14 protein-coding genes and 1 pseudogene are annotated in these 17,050 nt (G+C 29.8%); 3 read left to right on the forward strand and 12 right to left on the reverse strand.

The genetic code is table 11. From position 1 onward, the window contains the following. Positions 1-224: 224 nt before the first annotated feature. Both CLVI_RS13215 and CLVI_RS13220 read right to left on the reverse strand, forming a co-directional pair. Positions 225-1,451, reverse strand: coding sequence for a MerR family transcriptional regulator (locus CLVI_RS13215; RefSeq protein ID WP_106060598.1), 1,227 nt, complete (start codon positions 1,449-1,451; stop codon positions 225-227). A 213-nt stretch (positions 1,452-1,664) separates the two neighbouring features. Beyond that, positions 1,665-2,534 carry a tyrosine-type recombinase/integrase gene (locus CLVI_RS13220; protein WP_106060599.1) on the reverse strand — a complete coding sequence of 290 codons (870 nt, stop codon included), beginning with the start codon at positions 2,532-2,534 and terminating at the stop codon, positions 1,665-1,667. A 160-nt stretch (positions 2,535-2,694) separates the two neighbouring features. Between CLVI_RS13220 and CLVI_RS13225 the strand changes: the two genes are divergently transcribed. Together CLVI_RS13225 and CLVI_RS13230 are read left to right on the forward strand one after the other, a co-directional pair. Continuing rightward, the gene (locus tag CLVI_RS13225) at positions 2,695-5,679 is read left to right on the forward strand and encodes a Tn3 family transposase (RefSeq protein ID WP_170065675.1); all 2,985 of its coding nucleotides are present in this window, start codon (positions 2,695-2,697) and stop codon (positions 5,677-5,679) included. A gap of 59 nt (positions 5,680-5,738) precedes the next feature. Next, on the forward strand, positions 5,739-7,511 hold the full coding sequence (locus tag CLVI_RS13230; protein ID WP_207655384.1) for a Tn3 family transposase: 1,773 nt from the start codon (positions 5,739-5,741) through the stop codon (positions 7,509-7,511). Here the strand turns inward: CLVI_RS13230 and CLVI_RS13235 are convergent. From CLVI_RS13235 to CLVI_RS13245, 3 genes and pseudogenes are all read right to left on the reverse strand, one after another. Beyond that, positions 7,471-7,797 (reverse strand): hypothetical protein, encoded by a 327-nt coding sequence (locus CLVI_RS13235; protein WP_106060601.1) that lies wholly within the window; start codon positions 7,795-7,797, stop codon positions 7,471-7,473. The two genes, CLVI_RS13230 and CLVI_RS13235, sit on opposite strands and share 41 nt — an antisense overlap. Positions 7,798-7,941: 144 nt before the next feature. Beyond that, positions 7,942-8,157: pseudogene (locus tag CLVI_RS18080) on the reverse strand (tyrosine-type recombinase/integrase); the annotation flags it as partial. A gap of 287 nt (positions 8,158-8,444) precedes the next feature. After that, on the reverse strand, positions 8,445-8,801 hold the full coding sequence (locus tag CLVI_RS13245) for a L,D-transpeptidase (RefSeq protein WP_242980692.1): 357 nt from the start codon (positions 8,799-8,801) through the stop codon (positions 8,445-8,447). Between the two features lie 155 nt (positions 8,802-8,956). Between CLVI_RS13245 and CLVI_RS13250 the strand changes: the two genes are divergently transcribed. Next, complete coding sequence (locus CLVI_RS13250; protein WP_106060604.1) at positions 8,957-9,259, forward strand: MFS transporter; 303 nt, start codon at positions 8,957-8,959, stop codon at positions 9,257-9,259. A gap of 117 nt (positions 9,260-9,376) precedes the next feature. Here CLVI_RS13250 and CLVI_RS13255 read toward each other — a convergent pair whose 3' ends face one another. The 7 genes from CLVI_RS13255 to CLVI_RS13285 all read right to left on the reverse strand — a co-directional run bounded on the left by CLVI_RS13255 (position 9,377) and on the right by CLVI_RS13285 (position 16,819). Beyond that, positions 9,377-10,444, reverse strand: a complete 1,068-nt coding sequence (locus CLVI_RS13255; protein ID WP_106060605.1) for an alpha/beta fold hydrolase — start codon at positions 10,442-10,444, stop codon at positions 9,377-9,379. 217 nt (positions 10,445-10,661) lie between these two features. After that, positions 10,662-11,000, reverse strand: coding sequence for a hypothetical protein (locus tag CLVI_RS13260; RefSeq protein WP_106060606.1), 339 nt, complete (start codon positions 10,998-11,000; stop codon positions 10,662-10,664). Positions 11,001-11,097: 97 nt separating this feature from the next. Continuing rightward, positions 11,098-12,867, reverse strand: a complete 1,770-nt coding sequence (locus CLVI_RS13265; protein WP_106060607.1) for a M3 family oligoendopeptidase — start codon at positions 12,865-12,867, stop codon at positions 11,098-11,100. Positions 12,868-12,994: 127 nt separating this feature from the next. Then, a complete protein-coding gene (locus CLVI_RS13270; protein ID WP_106060608.1) occupies positions 12,995-13,744 on the reverse strand; it encodes an MBL fold metallo-hydrolase in 750 nt (249 codons plus the stop codon). Between the two features lie 102 nt (positions 13,745-13,846). After that, a complete protein-coding gene (locus CLVI_RS13275; RefSeq protein ID WP_170065677.1) occupies positions 13,847-14,725 on the reverse strand; it encodes a GNAT family N-acetyltransferase in 879 nt (292 codons plus the stop codon). Between the two features lie 295 nt (positions 14,726-15,020). Further along, the gene (locus CLVI_RS13280; RefSeq protein WP_106060610.1) at positions 15,021-16,010 is read right to left on the reverse strand and encodes a serine hydrolase domain-containing protein; all 990 of its coding nucleotides are present in this window, start codon (positions 16,008-16,010) and stop codon (positions 15,021-15,023) included. Positions 16,011-16,207: 197 nt separating this feature from the next. Next, a complete protein-coding gene (locus tag CLVI_RS13285; RefSeq protein ID WP_106060611.1) occupies positions 16,208-16,819 on the reverse strand; it encodes a class I SAM-dependent methyltransferase in 612 nt (203 codons plus the stop codon). Between the last annotated feature and the right edge of the window lie 231 nt (positions 16,820-17,050).

Here is a 17,050-nt window from a genome sequence, read left to right on the forward strand (position 1 = left end):
CCGCCGACTTCCTTCAGATTCCACCTCACAATGGACACCCTTGTCTTAAGCTAAATGGTTGGCACTATCAGCCTCCATTACGGACTTTCACCGATTAGTGCACGCCCATGCTGGGCGCACTAGAAAACACCCCCTATCTATATTTTAGATAAGGGGCTTTACACCACGTCAATAGCTTAATTTACTTAATTTTTCATTTTTTTAAATAAAACATGGTGTAAAGGCTACCTTTTTGCATATACAATATATGTAGAAATTCGTTCATTGCACTTAAAATAATCTTCATATTTACCGCCCTTAGATATTGATTTAGATGTTTTTTCATCGATTATATTGTATTGTAAATTTAAAATATTATTTTTTATACTTTTTAAAATAAAATTTTTCCTTACTTTTTCTATAATACTGCTGTCAATGCTAAACTTATTGAATGTAATATATGCAGCAATCATAGTCAACTTTCTTTTTAAAGACTTATCAATTAAATTTAGCAAAAACTCTTCATGTTGGAATGAATAATTACTTGTACCAGTAAAATCTATCAAAACATCAACTAAATTATCTTTTAATGGCATTTTTAAAAAATCGCAACATAAAAATATCACCCTTTTGTTATGCTCAGATTTTTGAAGCATTGACTTTAAAAATTTATGCCTATTCAAATCATAATCTACTGCAATATATAAGCAATCATCCGGTAAATCAGTATATATACTCCTTAGAAAGAAACCTACACCAGAACCTATCTCCAATATAATTTTATTATTTAATTCCTCAAATTGTATTTTTTTATTCATATACTCAAGCCCAGAGTAAATATTATCTAGGTATTCTGAATCAGTTGAATTAACATAATCTACTATATCTAAATTAGTTTCAGATTGTGCGCTTAAATTAGTTTTAGATTGTACGCTTCCAACTAGTAAAATTCCATCTTCAATTTTATAATCTTCACCACAAGTACATTTAAGATTGCCTTCCATCACCTGATTATTTGTAATAATTCCATCAGAAAGTATCAACTCTTTTCCACATTTCAGACAGCTGAATAGTTTTAAAGCTTCAATATCTATACCAATTTTAAAATTATCCATACATTTTATTTTAGATAGATCCTCTATCGTTTCTTCTAATTTATATCTAAACCTTTCCAATTCTTCAATTTTACTGGAAAGTTCAATTTTCTTGTTACAATAAATGTCCCTATAATATTCATTCTCTTGATATGTGGTAAGCTTACCAATCCTCTTAAGTACAAATATTGCTTTAATTTCATTTAAGGTAAACCCTTGGCCTTTAAGTTTAATTGTTTTTTCAAGATCACTTTTGCATCTTTCATCAAAGTCATACTGTCCTCCACTTTTTTCAGGTATTATTAGCCCCAATTCTATGTAGTATCTCACTGCATCAATAGTTATATTATTTTGCTTAGTGAATTTACCTATTTTCATTTTTCATTTTTTCCTCCTTTGATCAGTTAAAATTTTATTAAAGCTATAAGAAATATTAAAATACCCCTACAACATAATTATAAACTATATTGGTTGTTTTTGCCTATCCCCCCCCCCGAAAAGGTATGTTAGCATATTAATATGGGGTACGGAAACGATTCGTGTAAAAAACTATAGTAGGAGTAAGAAAATGTAAATTTAATGGTTTAGCTACTAAATATTAAGGTTATCCAAAGCATCAGATAAATCTTCAAATGTTGGCTTAACATATATTTGCGTCGTATTCAGATTAAAGTGTCCCAGCAACTTTGATACTATGGCGATATCAATTTTTTTATGTCTAAGTAGTCTTGTTGCAAAATAGTGTCGAAAGGCATGAGGATAAATCTTAGTCTCTAAGTTAACTTTTTTAGCATATCGCTTAATCATTTTATTAATCCCATCTTGGGTAAGAACCCCTCTTTGACCAATCCATAACTTGTTTTGAGGATTAACTTCTTTTATGTAAGCATTCAAAGATTCACGTACATCCTGGTTTAGAGGGATATCACGGAATTTTTTTCTTTTTCCTTGCCTAACATGAACCATTCCTTTACGTTCAAAAATTAAAATATCCTGTATTTCAAGATTTATCAATTCACTAGCACGTATGCCCGTATTTAAAAACATTTCAATTATTGCAATGTCACGAAGATTATTCTTTTTATAAATCTCCCGTTTAAATCTATTTATTTCATTTGTGGATGGTGCTGATGGAGCAGTGTCCTTGCTTTGAACTTGGATTAATTTAAAATTTTCAGTAATATCTATCTTTAAATATTTTTTAGCATATAAAAATCTACAATACGAAAGTATTGACATTATCCGTTGCTGTACACCAGCAGGAGCATATTTCTTGATATTTATCAAATAACCTTGATACTCTCTAATGTCCAACGTAGTAATGGCATAAGAATCATTTTCATTATAGCGTTCTTTTAACCATTGAAGAAACTTAGATATATTTGGTCCATAAGCTTTCAGAGTGCATTTACTATATTCTTTAGTTGATGATTTAAGACAATTGATATATTCATTAAGCATTTTGGTCACCTCAATATTTATATAGACAGTTTTAAGTAGGATATACCTGTGAATCTTATTAATATAGTATCGTTTTTAACCTAATCTGTCTACATAAAGTATATTATATAGACAGATTATGATATTATTTATTTAAAAAAGATATAGGAAGGTGCGAAATTTGGCAGGAATAAATGAAACAGCTTATCCAAGATTCAAAAGCATTATAACTGAAAATGATTTAAAAAATGTGTATACTCCTACATTCGAAGAAATATTGTACGCAAATGAAGTAACGCGAAATCAGAAAAATAGGTTGCAGTTTTTAATTATGTTAAAAGCCTATCAGCGTTTAGGATATCCTACTAATATCGTTGAGGTACCTCAAGCAATTATTAACCATATTGTAAATACTGTAGGAATAAATCATGTGGAATTTGAATTTGAAAAATATGATAAATCATTAACCAGGTTAAAGCACCTTGAGTTTATTCGCAAGTTCTTAAATATCAAACCCTATGGCAAAGAAGCTATACATATTGCTATAAAAGTAGCAGCTGATGCATCTAAAACTAAAGATAATGATGCAGATATTATAAATATTGTAATAGACGAACTTATACATCAAAGGTTTGAGTTGCCAGCATTTAGTACACTAATTAGACTATCTAGAAAAGTTAGACATACGGTATACACCGCTTATTACAAGCATGTTTCTGAAAATATCAGTGATGAAACAAAACAGCTAATTGATAAACTTTTTAGTAATAATCAAGCAGACACAAACACTGGATGGAATGTTTTAAAAGAAGATCCTGGTAAACTTAACCCCGACAATCTTTCGCAAATTCTTGAGGTTTTTGAAAGTATTAAAGCTTTTAATATTAAGGAACATATCCTTTCAACTATACCAGATGTAAAACTGAAGCACTTTGTAAATGCTTCTGAAGCATTAAATGCCTCGAAAATGAAAGAGCTTGAGGAACATAAAAGGTACACTCTTGCAGTTACTTTTATTACCCAAAAATATGCTAATATTCTTGATGACATTGGCGAAATGTTTGTTAAATTAGTTAAGTCACGACAAAATAAAGCACGTGATAAACAAATTGAATACAAGCTGGCTCATTCAAAGACAGCTTGTAATTTAATAACCACTTTAAAAGATATTATGATTGCATATAAAACAGAAGGGAACAAAGAAGAGCGCTTTGACGCAATAGCTGAAGCTTTAAAGACACAAAACACAGTAAACCCAGATGAAATTATAAATAAATGTGAAATCCATAATACATATGCTGGAGATAATTATTTCCCATTTGCATGGGACTGCATAAAAGGAAAGTGCAGAGTAACTCTTTTTAAAGTTTTGGATAATGTAGAGCTATATTCTACAACACAAGATAAAACAATGGAGGACGTAATAACTATTATCAGGAAAAATAGAAAATCAGCTCGTTTAGAAAAGATACCCAAGGAAGAATTTAAGGATATAGACTTATCCTGGATTTCAGAAAAATGGACAAAATTACTTACAGGCCATACTGGTAAAGTAAATGATAATGAAGATTTAAATCGAAGGCGTTTTGAAGTATGTGCCTTTTATGAAATTATGCAGGATTTAAAGTCTGGTGATTTGTGTATTAAGGGAAGTGATAAATATTCAGATTACAGGGAGCAGCTTATAAATCTAGAAGAATACGATCAAGAAATTAAGACTTATGGTGAGCAGGTAGGCATTCCAGTTACAAGCGTAGCCTTTGCTCAGCATGTTAAAACATTATTAAGTGATGCAGCTAATAGCGCTGATACATCTTTTCCTTCTAATCAATATTTGAGGATACAAAAGGGTGAACCAATTCTAACTCCCTTAAAAAAGAAAGAGGAACCAAAAGATTTAAAGCTAATAAAATCTTTACTGGCAGACAAAATGAAACAGGTTAGCATTCTTGATATTTTATATACCTCCCAGCAATGGTATAACTGGACAAAATTCTTCGGACCATTATCTGGATATGATTCCAAGTTAGACGATCCAGTTGAAAGATATTTAACAACAGCATTTTGCTATGGGTGCAATTTAGGGCCTTCTCAAACAGCAAATTCTCTGGATACCATTACGAGAAAGCAAGTTTCGTACATAAATCAATGGCATATAAGTAGTGATAAGATAGATGACGCAACAAATCATATCATTAATCTATATAAAAAATTCAACATTTTAAAATACTGGGGAACAGGAGAAAGGGTGGCTGCTGACGGAACGATATGGGAGATATTTGAACGAAATATCTTATCAGAAAGACATATAAGATATGGAGTGAATGGTGCTATTGGCTATTATCACATATCAGATTTGTATATAGCTCTTTTTAGTAAGTTTATCCCTTGTGGAGTGTGGGAGGGAGTGTATATTCTAGATTTGCTTATGAATGAGAAGGTGGATATAAAGCCTCATATTATTCATGCGGATACTCAAGGTCAAAATGAAACTATCTTTGGCTTATCTTTTTTACTAGGAATAGAACTCATGCCACGTATACGTAATTGGAAACATTTAAAGTTTTATAAATCTGATAAAGCAAATACTTATGAGCATATTGACGAACTTTTTACAGATAACATTGATTGGGAACTAATTAAAACATATCTTCCTGATATGCTAAGGGTTGCTCTTTCAATAAAAATGGGAAGAATAACTCCTTCTACTATACTGCGTAAGCTTGGAAGTTACAGCAGAAAAAACAAGTTATATCAAGCATTTAGTGAGCTTGGAAAAGCTGTAAGAACTGGATTCCTTTTAAAATATATATCAGATATTGATTCAAGAAGAATTATTCAAGAAACCTCAAATAAGAATGAATCATTTAACGGATTTACGAAGTGGATAAATTTTGGTAGTGATGGCGTCATTAGGTCGAATAACCGAGAAGACCAACGAAAAAGGATAAAGTATAATCATTTAGTTGCTAATACTATTATATTTTATAACGTTTACCATATGTCGGAGATTCTACATGGTCTTTCATCTGAAGGTTATGATATAAATAAAGATATTGTATCTTCGTTAGCTCCGTATATGACTAGTCACATTAATAGATTTGGAAAGTACAGTATTGATAAGAATTTAGAAATACCAGAATTAAAATTTGATATAGATGTTTAAGAAAACTTAGTTTATTAATATAAACTTCTCTTAATCGTATAGGCTAAAACATTTTATTTATGTTAAAAAACCATGGTATATGTAAAATTTTTACTCATACTATGGTTTTTTACACGAATCGTTTCCATACCCCATTTATACCTGATGGAATAACACAGTATATGTATAAACAAGACAACAATGGTCAAAAAGTTTTAATAGTGGATCGCTATGAATTTTTAGTCTATCGTCTCTTAAGAAATAGTTTGGAGGCTGGGGATATTTTTTGCTCAGATAGTGCTAGGTTTCGAAGCTTTGAGGATGATCTGTTAGATGACCGTCAATGGCAGCAGAAAGAAAAGTTGATAGCTGAGGCTGGTTTAAGCATTCTTAACAAACCTATACTCAATCATTTAGTGGAACTTGAGGATAAATTAGAAACTCGTATTATAGAGGTAAATCAACGAATCGCATCAGGAGATAATGAACATCTTAAAATAAAAAAACGTGGATTAAATAACCATTGGACACTTCCGTATGTAAGCGACCCCGAATCTACCAATCATTCATTTTTTGGTGCATTGAAGCAGATTGATATTGGGAGTGTTTTGCATTATGTTAATCAGCATTGTCAGTTTATTGATGCATTTGAACATGTTTTAGGACGTTATGCCAAGCAGGCCAAGGAAGATCAAGTTATTGTTGCGTGTCTCACTGCTTGGGGCACCAACATGGGACTAGGTAGGATGGGTGAAATTTCGGATATTAGTTTTTCGCTGCTCTCTACTACATCTGATAGCTTTATTAGATTAGAAACTCTTAAAGAGGCAAATGATCGTGTAAGTAACGCTACTGCTAAGCTACCAATATTTAGACACTATGATATTGATGAAGTCATCCATTCAAGTAGTGATGGACAAAAATTTGAAACTAATATTAACACCATTAATTCTCGCCACTCGCCTAAATATTTTGGGCTTAAAAAAGGAATTGTATCTTACACATTGGTAGCTAATCATGTCCCAGTTAATGCTAAAATCATTGGTGCAAATGAGCATGAAAGCCATTATGTCTTTGATATTTTATATAACAATACAAGCGATATCCAGACTGATATTCATTCTACTGATACACATGGAGCCAATGAAGTTAATTTTGCTATTCTACACTTTTTTGACTATCGTTTTGCACCTCGTTATAAAGACATTTACAATAAAGTAAGTAAATCTTTTTATGGATTTAATCAACCAAGTCATTACGGCGATATATTGATAAAACCTGTAAGAAAAATTAATACTAATTTAATTGTGGAAGAGTGGGAGAATATTCAGCGTATAATATTGTCACTTGCTCTTAAATCAACAACGCAGAGTATTATAATTGGAAAGCTCAGTGCTTATGCACGTAAAAACAAAACTAAAAGCGCTTTATGGGAGTACGATAATATCCTTAAAAGCTTATATTTTCTTGATTATATTGATTCTTTGACCCTACGTAAAAATGTACAACGTGCACTAAATAGGGGCGAGAGTTATCACAAATTGCGCAGAGCTGTATCTCATGCAAATTTCGGAAAATTGCGCTTCAAAACAGAACAGGAACAACAAATATGGGGTGAATGCAGTCGTCTATTAGCAAATTGCATCATTTATTATAATGCCAGTATATTATCTAATATGTTAGACTACAGAGAAAGTAATGGTCAAGATTTAGATGTGTTAAAACATATTTCCCCAGTTGCATGGCAGCATATTAATCTCTATGGTCGATATGAGTTTAATAAAAACCCTGAGCCTATCAACATGGATGTAATCATTCAGAAATTGGCTCAGTTCCAGGTATTACCTGATTAGTAATTTGCCTATTCCACCTTTTCGGGGGGATGGGCAAAAACACCCAATCTGCAATACTTATAAATGCGTTCAATATTGCATCTAAATTACTTTGTATCATAGTTGTATCTTTACTTAAAAAACTATTTTGCTTCACATTCTCTACTTCCATTATAGAAACTACCTTGTTAAAATATTGTTCCTGTGTCATACCTAAGTCCTTTAATTGTTGCTGTAACTGATCTTTTGTGTCTTGCGCTAATCTATAACTGGTAACTACGTTCTTATTTTCTTTTATATCTTCCATAAATTATCACCCCTCTAATATATTTTAAATTGTAACATGTTTAAATACGTGTAAACATGTTGTAATACCTATGTTTATATTGTAATACATATTTTTTTTATATTCAATTAATAATAAAAAAGAAGAAATTTTTTTATTTAACCTCTATAATAACTGTATATGATTATTTAAAGCCTTTTCTATATCTTCTGTACGAAGATTAATATATTTTTGTGTAGTTTTTAAATCTGAATGTTGAAGTAGTTCTCTGACCAAAGCCACATTATAGTTATTATTGATATATATCTGAGTGGCAAAGTACTTCCGAAATGAATGAGTTGATATATTCTCTAGCTTCAAAAATTGTGTAACCAATTTTAATAGTTTTCTGGTACACTTATTTTTATATAAATTTTATTGTTAAATTTGCGGTTAAATTTAATTGAATTCTTACTATATCTCTTCCTATGGCTTCCCTATTGGGTGAATCATCCAATGGCTTATAAATAATCAATGAGTTATTACCAGACTACCTATACCCCTATATTTAAGATATTTAAATAAGAATAATAGATCATTCAACATAATAAAAGGTTATATTGAACCAAAAGAAATAACTATCTGAGCTCCAGATATGGTTATTTCTTTTAGTTTCTGTTTAATCACTTCTAATAACAAACAACAGGAGTACCAGCATCAATATTATTATATATAGTTTTTACTAAACTAGATGGACAATTTATACAACCCTGGGAACCATTCTTCAAATATACACTTCCGCCAAATAAAGGTCTATTACCTAAGCCATGTATTCCAATTCCAGCATTAAAAGGCATAAAAACGGCTACAGGAACACTATAACCCTCTCCCTTTAATGTTGCATTTTTTGCTTTATATTTTAGTTGATAAATGCCTGTTGGTGTTTCACTATCTTTGGTTGGCAAACCAGTAATAACATCTCCGTCTGTAATAAGTTTACCATTCTTATAAAACCACAAATGCTGTTTTGTAAGATTAATTTCCACATAAGTATTTCCTATATCATTAAGTTCATGATTTAAACCTTTTTCAGTATAACGAGGTTACAAAAATCTCTTTTGAAAATTAATGCTAAAAAGCATTTTATTAAAGAACTTATAGAAACCTATAATCTTATTAAAACAAAAAAGGCCTTTATATTATGATGTGGATTTATACATTAATAAATTTTATAACAGTACCTCTATTCGCAGTATTTTTACCATATATTTTCAATCAAATTATTAAGACTAGTACTATTCAATACTCTTATATCGGAGCTTCTACTGCAATAGGATTTCTAATAGGCGCCGCAATATTATCACTTATGCCTGAGAAAGATAAAAGCAACTTATATATTAGAGTTTCAATGATTGCATTTTGTACTCTAGTTTTATCCATGTATATTGTTTTTAAAGGATATGAAAGTAGTTTTATATTAAAAAATGGCTTTGTAATTTCCTAACGGGTTTACTTTAGAGGTGCAATCCTATAAATAACATCATTTTCAACAATGATTTATACAACAAAAAAGGTATAATAAATTAACAATTTATCATACCTTTTAGCATCTATTTATATATTATTTTGATTTAAAATCAATTATTGATGAAATAACTTTCTCAAAACAGTTATTAGTGGGAATATGTCCTGATTTTTCAAACACCTTTATCTTTAAATTGGGATTATTTGAATTTTTAACTACCTGTTTTGCTATAGAAGTTGAGGCTACTATATCATCCTTTCCTTGCAAAATTAGATATGGGACCTTTAGTTGTAATAACTCTTTTGTTAAATTAATATTAAACATTTCTTCTAAAACATTTGAATTTGTTTGAACATTTTGGTTACCATCTACGATTGTTCCGTAAGCATTTTTAAGGCTATAATCTGGACTAAAAAATGTTTTAAGTATTATTTTATAGAAACGAGAATTACTTTCATCTTTATCCTTATAAAAGAACCCATTTGTATATTTGCTTATTAATGCGTAGACTTCAAGACGTGATTTCATATCACAATTATCTGATTCCATAACGTGTTTTAATACTTTACGTTCATCTACTGTTAAATTACATTGAACCAGTTGATTATAAGTATCTTTATCTTTTGCCACATCTCTAATAATCTGACCATATGCAATAACTCCATTTATATCATTGGGCAACCTATTGGCAACCTTACAGGTCAATACAGTACCCCAAGACATTCCGAAAAGATATATTTTTTTATTAGGAAATTGTTTTTTCATTTCCAATACTAAATCTGACAACATATTCTCATAACTATCAATAGTAACGTCATAATTAAGTTTTTCATAATTTTTTGCACAACCATATTGGTCCCAATACACCATAATATATTTGCTCGTTAGTTCTGGGAATATACCTCTACAACCAACATTAAAAGGAATCGGAGAGCCTGGACCTCCATGAACTGTAATCATAATAGGCAGGTCTTTTGTTACGCCTTCCAAAAGTACAGTTTGCATTTTATTATCAAGTTTGACTTGCTGTAACTCACTTATTTCGTTCCTGTTCGTTGAGTTTCTTAATGTTACTTGGCAAATAATAAATCTAACGAGAAAAAATGCCACAAAAATACTAATAATAATTATTAGTACCTTAGTTAATTTCTTTTTTCCTTTCATATGTATTCCCCCTTTTTTATCTTTAATAATTTTATTAAATAAATAATTCCTTATCTATTCCAATTATATGATTATAATTGATTATAGTTAAAAAAGCTAAGTTTCATTAAACCAATTACCAATCCCTTCATTAAAGCATTATTTGAATGGCTATTTACTCTTGTTAAGTAATCGGCAATTTCAATTGGGGTAACTCTGTCCATCTTTTATAATATAATTATAAAAGATTGTGATAAGTGAGTTCCTCCGCTATCATTTCCTTCTGAATGTTAAAGGATGAAAGTCCATTTTTACCATTATATATAACCCGTCTTTTAAGTTTCTTTGATGACTCCATATATAGAACGCAAGCCTCTTTTTTACTTAAATTACAGTCTAATTTACAAACAAAATGATGAGCTTTTTTATCATTTATAGACTGTATAAATATCCTCATTATAGAGTCTATGATAGAATTATCTTCATCATCAGAAACAAAATTCCATTTTTTACAATTTAGCATTCCTTTAACAAGCCAATAATGTGCTATGAATGTATATTTAGATTTTGCATGCATACCTTCTATATAGTCTTTTCTACTATTAAACTGGGAGAGCCTCTCTTTTTTGCATATAATTTAATTACTGCCAATGTGAATCATAATAGACTATTATTTATACTCTACTAATAAACGCATCGATGTCCTTTTGAATAAGATTCAATGCATTCTTCCAAAAATCTATTGAGTGAACATCTATATCAATTATCTTTGCACTATCAACAATATTATTTTTACTTGTAGCACTCAAAAAATTATTATATTGAGATACAAAAGCTTCTCCATTTTTAATATATTCAGCATAAAGACCCTTAGAAAATAAAACTCCAAATGAATATGGGAAATTTAAGAATTCATTATCAGTCATAAAATATCCAATTTTATCCATCCACATATATGGATGAATGGTCTCAAAATCAATACTATCACCATAGGCTTCTTCCATACAATTAAGCATTAATTCATTTAACTCCTCAACAGATAATTGACCTAATTTTCTTCTCTCAAATAATTTATTTTCAAATATATACCTAGCATAAAAATCAACAATATAATAACCCGCATCTGAAATACTTTTTTCTAAAATTGAGAAGCCTTCATTTAGTGGTACAATATTAAGTAATGCGTTATTCACTATGGTTTCACAAAATATTGAAGCTGTTTCTGCAATAGGTGTAGGATAGTCCGTGTTTAACATCTTTTCATTTCTAAGACAATAGCTATGATAAGCATGTCCAATTTCATGAGCCAGTACAACAACATCACTAAAATTTCCATTAAAATTAGCGATAATTCTACTTTCTTTTATTGGAAAAATATCAACAGCTAGTCCATAATTACATTTACCAGTTCTTGGCTCAGCATCAATCCATCTACTGTCAAAGACTTTCTTTGCAAAATTCGCAAGTTCTTGACTAAAAGTTTTAAAGCTTGATACAATTAAATCACTGGCATCTAAATATGATATTTTTGTACTAGCATCACCCATCGGTGCAAATATATCATAGAAGGGAAGTTTAACTTTGTGCCCTAAAATTTCTGCCTTTTTACGATAATATTTATGAAACATGGGCAGGCTTTCTTTTATAGAAGAAAACATAGCATTTAAAGTTTCATAATCCATCCTTGAACCCATGAGGACTTTTTCCAAAGGAGATTTATATCCTCTCATATCATAAATAGTAAGTGCTTCTCCACTAATTCCATTTAAACACGCTGCTGATGCTTTCGATATGCTTTTGTATGCATCAGCTTCTGCATAATAAGCTGTTTTCCTTAAAGATTCATTTTTTTCATATGCCATATTTCTGAGCTCTGAAAGTGATATTTCCTTTGGTTTACCTTCAATGTCTATATCTACTAATATTGTAGAGATGAGCTCCATATAGAGTCTTTGCCATGCTTTGGAGCCCGTACTCTGCATTTTTGCGATTAATGATTCTTCATTTTCACTCAATAAATACTTTGACTGCAAAAGTAACTCTTTAAGATAAAAACGGTGTTCAATAAGTGTTGGTGAGGTATCTATTAACTCATCTATATTGTTTAAAGAATTAAGCCAGTTGTTAAACTTTACATAGGAATCTGTAACCAATGAGTTCTTATACTCAATATCATCTAAAACGTTCATTGCTTCTATATTTGAGCTATCTGAACATGAAGTTAACTCAGCATAACTATATAAACAACAATATAAACTTTTATATTTATTATAAAGCTTCAAAAACTCTTGGATTTTAGAAGCAGCGTTATTCGTATCTTTCATTTTTTTTGTAGCCCAATCATTTAAATTTGCTATATTCTGATTAAGTAGCTCCACATCACCTTTAAACTTTTCTGATTTAAATGAGGTATAAAGTGTATCTAAATTCCATGTTAAGTCCATTATTAACCATCTCCTTAAAACTACTAATTTGTTTATTATTTTCTCAATTAAAATTTTTGTTTTTATTTTTAACTTCAAATCTTATCTGATTATCATATCCTTAATTTTCATGGTACTTTATTAAATCTTAATCATAAACATGTTCATGCCCTTCACTGTCTAAAAATTCACAATCACATTCTTTTATAGCCTCTTCATAAGAAATTTTTTTATTACTGCTAACTATTGCATTAAAATATGCAATTCTATTATCAATTTCCTTTTCTATTTTTTCCTTACCTCTAATTTTTGATCCATGACTTGGCAACAAAGTATAAGAACTATATTCCTTTAATTTCTTTAAGGATTCGATATGCCTTTTTATACAATTTGGATCTGTTGATGGTAATAGAGGTTTGCCATCAATTGAAAACATTAGTTCATCGGCAATATGTATATACTGATCATCTATTTTTGTAATAACGGTACATAATGAGTGCCCTGGAAAAGGAATCAAGATAAGATGATGTTTACCAAAATCAACTGAAACTTGTTCTTCAATTAAAGTTGTTGGAATAAAATACTTATGTTCCTCCATTTCTGTCCACAGATCTAATGTACTTTTATACTCTTTACTACCATATACCGTTGTCTTTGGTAATACTTTTAATCCTTGCATATGATCATCATGAAAATGAGAAATGATTATTTTTTCAATATATAATCCATTGCTTTTTAGATCCTCAAATACTAGTAGTGCTTGCTCCTTATATCCAGTATCTATCAAAAGAACCTTATTACTATCAATCAAAGCTGTTATACAGTTTCCAAAATGACTCCCATTCAATGGTTCAAACATATATTGTACTATCCCTGATACTAATTCTCTTTTTATCATTTTATTAACACTCCTTAAATTCCTATTACCTAGTAATCTACTATTGCGATTCTAAATTCTATTTTTTTACTTAATGTTAAAAACCCTATAATTGTATCTACCTTACATTTGAGAAGTCAATGGAAACAATATTTCTTTAAATGTAGTATTATTAGACCGTACAAACAACCAATCATCTGGTCTTTCTTTTGAAACTTTAAGTATATTATATTTATTGCTTTCAGGTATAAAATGAAATTCTATTTTTTCATCATCACTGGATACAATTTTTTCAATAATACTATCTATATTAATAGATGTTAGACTTATTACATCATATATATGAAGGCACCCATCTTCTCTATTTGCAATTACTATAGTATCTTCATCTTCTAAATAGTACATATCATCGGTATATACATACATACAAAAAATATGTAGAGGCCAAAGATCATCATATACCCCAAGTTTTTTAGATACAGGTTGTCTATTTTCTATAATTCTTAAAATAGTGTTACAATCATTTTCATCATCGGTTTTAAGTTTTTTTATCATGGTTTCTGTTCTATTTATCAGATTAGCATCTAATTTATAGGAATCTTCAATAATTTGATTAATTCCAAATTTTGTATAAAAGTTTAAAACACTATCTTCAGCAAAAAGATAAATAATATCGTATTCATTTTCATACTTCTCTATAATATAATTGATTAGTGATGCTGATAGACCTTTGTTTCTATGGTCAGGATGTGTCATTATACCCGATAGTTGCAATGCTGTTTTCTTATGTCCATCTACAATTAAATCCATCATATTTACAGATATATTTGAAACCACTTTGTCATCATATATATAGGAGTAAAAAATACATTTATTATAGTAAAGATTTTTTTCGTACCATTGCTCAGGATTAGATTCAAAAATATCCATTGATAATTTATTAAAGCTTAGTCTATATTTTTCATTATCCATATAATTACTTATTATTGTATAATCATTCATTATTATCCTCCAATTCATATCTAGTTTAATATATTATTTTAAACAAATTGAAACAACAAGTTACTTCAATTTTTCATTTTCTCGGACACTGCTAGTATATAAAAGGTCTTAATCTGTATTAATTTAAAAATACAAACTACCTTTTTTTTAGAAATGTAACTAAAATATCATGAATATCTCCTTTCAGCTAACGTGACCTGTTGCCGACATTCCTTAACCTTAGCGCGACGCGCTTGGTGAAGGAATGTTCCTTTTACTAAAATTAGACACTACGGTTTATTATCAAGTAGAAATCTCAATCCTTAAGTTGATTTTGAATCCCTTGTCTTAGTTTCCAAACATCATCTTGGAAATTGCTTACCAGGGTTATGCTAATATTCTCTTCTGTATTATAAGATGAGATAAAACTTACACCAGGGTCACAACCCTCAAAATGAGGAAAATATTTACCATCATTCACCTTATCAAGCCAAATACCATAGCCATAAAATTCCGAATTTTGCACACTTAACATCTTATCTAACATTTCATTTGAAATCAACTTGCCATTTAATAAACAATCCCAAAAAAACTCAACATCAAAAACAGTTGTAAAAGCGCCACCTGCACCAGTTCCTTTCACGTCAACACTATAGATATTAGTGTAAAATTCCTTGCGATTATTATCAAATATATACGAATTAGCACATTTAGAAGGAAGCCTGTCAAGTTCGTAGTATCCTGTATTCAACATATTACAGGGTTCAAAAATAAATTCTTTAAGATATTCATCAAATGGAATACCTACTGTTTTTTCTATTATTAACCCTAAAACAACAAAACCAGTATTATTATATTGAAATCTTTCGCCAGCGGGGTACATCATTGGCTTATCAATAAACAGAGGAAGTAAATCTTCTGATGTTCTTATCTTATAATTCGGATAATCAATCCATAGTTCGTCATAATCTTCCATTATACTTTCATCAAAATAATCGGGTATACCAGATGTATGATTTAATAATTGTCTAATTGTAATTGTTGGATCAATATTTTTTAAGTCGAAATCCAAAATATCACAAATACAATCATTGAAATTCAATTTTCCTCGTTCAATCAGTTGCAAGATGCCAACTGCAACAAAAACTTTTCCAGCAGAGGCAGTTGCAAACTTTGTGTCAAGTTCATTCTTTATTTTATTTGGCAAATCCGAATATCCATAGGCATTTTGAAAAATTATATTTCCGTTCTTTCTGACAGAAATACAACCATTAAAATTTTCATAAATCAAATCTTTAATTTCCATTAATAAACACACTCCCATTTTAAAAATAATATTTGTTTATACTAACTTGTGATTTTTTTCGTACCAGTACAACTTACCCTTATATTAGAATCACCTAAAAACTAAAAGTGTAAGGATACCACTAAACTTTAAGCAAATCTTACTCTCGCGTCCTTTAATTTAATTCACACTATTAATATCGCTAATGATAATCAGCATTATTTTTTCATTAATATGTAATCAAAATATGCAGTGGTATATGCTTCATCATCTATTTTTCTTTTAATTATTCTTTTCTCCTTATAGATAATTTCAAATTGACTAAAACATTGTTCAATTTCATCTTCCTTATAATGGCAATAAAACACTTCTTGATTATCTTCAATTTGTATAAACTCTCCTTTACCCACCTGCATACCTTTCCCATATGAATCACATTCTTCACTTAAGAAATTTACATAACATAACCCTTCATGTTTTAATACGCGATAAAACTCTGATAAAGCAAGTGAAAAATCCTCTTTTTTCATATGAACAGATGTATTGTAAGAAAATAAAAAACTGAAAAACTCATTATCAAAAGGGGTTTCTTTCATATCACCCTGTATAATATTTAAGTCTGTATTATGATGAGCACAGAATACATTTGCCTTTTGCAGTTGTTGTTCACATACTTCAATCCCATAAGTCTTATATCCAAACTCATGAAACAATGAAAGTGGCGGGTTAGAGCCACCAGCCCCACAATCTAGAATGATTTTCTCCGAAAAACTAGAATTACAGTATTTCAAAAAATTATATAACGGGAAAGCAACTATAAGATTATGCATATTCTGTCTTCACTCCTTATATTTAGTATTATTGGATTTGGACTATTAATTTTTCTGTTAATTCGTATTGTTCTTCAATAGGATTAGATCTAAATAAAACCAAATACAAAAGCAGCCATTGTCAACCTATTCACTAAGCTATCGTCAAGGAGTACAAGACAATGGGTATTCGAAGGTGATTTCAAGGGTTGCTTTGATAATCTTAATCATCAATACATTATGGACTGTTTA

Origin of the sequence: Clostridium vincentii, assembly GCF_002995745.1 — a bacterium.
Taxonomy (GTDB): Bacteria; Bacillota; Clostridia; order Clostridiales; family Clostridiaceae; genus Clostridium; species Clostridium vincentii.

Excerpts from the sequence above, each read along its gene's own strand:
- CLVI_RS13255 (WP_106060605.1), bottom strand. The coding sequence starts at position 10,444 with ATGAAAGGAAAAAAGAAATTAACTAAGGTACTAATAATTATTATTAGT.
- CLVI_RS13260 (WP_106060606.1), bottom strand. The coding sequence starts at position 11,000 with ATGCATGCAAAATCTAAATATACATTCATAGCACATTATTGGCTTGTT.
- CLVI_RS13265 (WP_106060607.1), bottom strand. The coding sequence starts at position 12,867 with ATGGACTTAACATGGAATTTAGATACACTTTATACCTCATTTAAATCA.
- CLVI_RS13250 (WP_106060604.1), top strand. The coding sequence starts at position 8,957 with ATGATGTGGATTTATACATTAATAAATTTTATAACAGTACCTCTATTC.
- CLVI_RS13235 (WP_106060601.1), bottom strand. The coding sequence starts at position 7,797 with ATGGAAGATATAAAAGAAAATAAGAACGTAGTTACCAGTTATAGATTA.
- CLVI_RS13230 (WP_207655384.1), top strand. The coding sequence starts at position 5,739 with ATGTTAAAAAACCATGGTATATGTAAAATTTTTACTCATACTATGGTT.
- CLVI_RS13285 (WP_106060611.1), bottom strand. The coding sequence starts at position 16,819 with ATGCATAATCTTATAGTTGCTTTCCCGTTATATAATTTTTTGAAATAC.
- CLVI_RS13280 (WP_106060610.1), bottom strand. The coding sequence starts at position 16,010 with ATGGAAATTAAAGATTTGATTTATGAAAATTTTAATGGTTGTATTTCT.
- CLVI_RS13220 (WP_106060599.1), bottom strand. The coding sequence starts at position 2,534 with ATGCTTAATGAATATATCAATTGTCTTAAATCATCAACTAAAGAATAT.
- CLVI_RS13275 (WP_170065677.1), bottom strand. The coding sequence starts at position 14,725 with ATGAATGATTATACAATAATAAGTAATTATATGGATAATGAAAAATAT.
- CLVI_RS13215 (WP_106060598.1), bottom strand. The coding sequence starts at position 1,451 with ATGAAAATAGGTAAATTCACTAAGCAAAATAATATAACTATTGATGCA.
- CLVI_RS13270 (WP_106060608.1), bottom strand. The coding sequence starts at position 13,744 with ATGATAAAAAGAGAATTAGTATCAGGGATAGTACAATATATGTTTGAA.